The sequence below is a fragment of the Exiguobacterium sp. UBA6282 genome, assembly GCF_002440475.1.
In the GTDB taxonomy this organism is placed as follows: Bacteria; Bacillota; Bacilli; order Exiguobacteriales; family Exiguobacteriaceae; genus Exiguobacterium_A.
In genome coordinates, this window is sequence record NZ_DJUM01000020.1 from 1 (window position 1) to 1,042 (window position 1,042).

Here is a 1,042-nt window from a genome sequence, read left to right on the forward strand (position 1 = left end):
TTGATTGGAGCAGCGACATTTGAGTTGCTCGATGAGGCATTAAAGAAATCAACAACGTTCGTCGTCGCGATTTCCTTTATCATCGGGGCACTTGTCTTTACGGGCTTTGACTTGTTTGTCTCGTCACGCGGCGCGAGTAAACGGAAACGCTCGTCTGGTGGGAATGAAGGCACGGGGACGGCGATTTTCTTTGGGACGATTCTTGATGCCATCCCAGAATCAATCATGATCGGTGCCAGTCTGTTATCTGGAAATGTCAGCGCGGCACTCGTCGCGGCAATTTTCGTCAGTAACATCCCGGAAGGTTTATCGAGTACGACGGGGTTACGAAAAGATGGCTTTTCGAAGAAAAAAGTCTTGCTGATGTGGGGAGTCGTCTGGTTGATCTCCGCCCTCGCCTCACTCGCCGGCTATACGGTTCTCGCAGAACTACCAGACATGCAGTTCGCCATGATCGGTGGCTTCGCAAGTGGTGGGATCATCGCGATGCTCGCTTCGACGATGATGCCGGAAGCTCACGAGGAAGGCGGCGCGATCGTTGGTCTGTTCGCAGCACTTGGATTAATTACTGCCATCATCCTCAGTTAAACACATAAGGCGTGTTTNNAAACGAACCGGACAACACGCCTTATGTGTTAAACAATTTAAAACTCACCTGTTCCTCCCGTAACCCCCTCCCATTCCTCCTTAAAACGAGCCACGAACTCTTCCATGTAGCGATGCCGTTCCTCCGCTAAATGATGGGCCGTCTTCGTATTCATTAAATCTTTTAGTCGGAATAACTTTTCTTCAAAATGATTCAGGGCACTTGTCTCGCCTGTTCGATCACCCGGCTTTCGTGGTGTTAGTCCTGGCACATGCATTGGCTCCCCGAACCGACCAGCGAACTGAAACGTTCGCGCAATCCCGATTGCGCCGATCGCATCGAGACGGTCGGCGTCTTGGACGACTTGTCCTTCGATCGTTCGCATTGGTGGACGTGTGCCATCTTTATAGGACAGGCTCGTGATAATGTTTAAAATCTGTTCCTGTTCCTCCTCTG

Annotated in this window: 2 protein-coding genes; one reads left to right on the plus strand and one right to left on the minus strand. The window is 50.9% G+C overall.

Annotation, left to right across the window (positions count from 1 at the left end):
• A partial coding sequence (locus B2751_RS04975) for a ZIP family metal transporter (RefSeq protein ID WP_290773305.1) occupies positions 1 to 588 on the plus strand: 588 nt, incomplete at its 5' end.
• A 56-nt stretch (positions 589 to 644) separates the two neighbouring features.
• Here B2751_RS04975 and B2751_RS04980 read toward each other — a convergent pair.
• Positions 645 to 1,042 (minus strand): HD domain-containing protein (locus tag B2751_RS04980; RefSeq protein WP_414655213.1); only part of this gene is annotated, 398 nt, incomplete at its 5' end.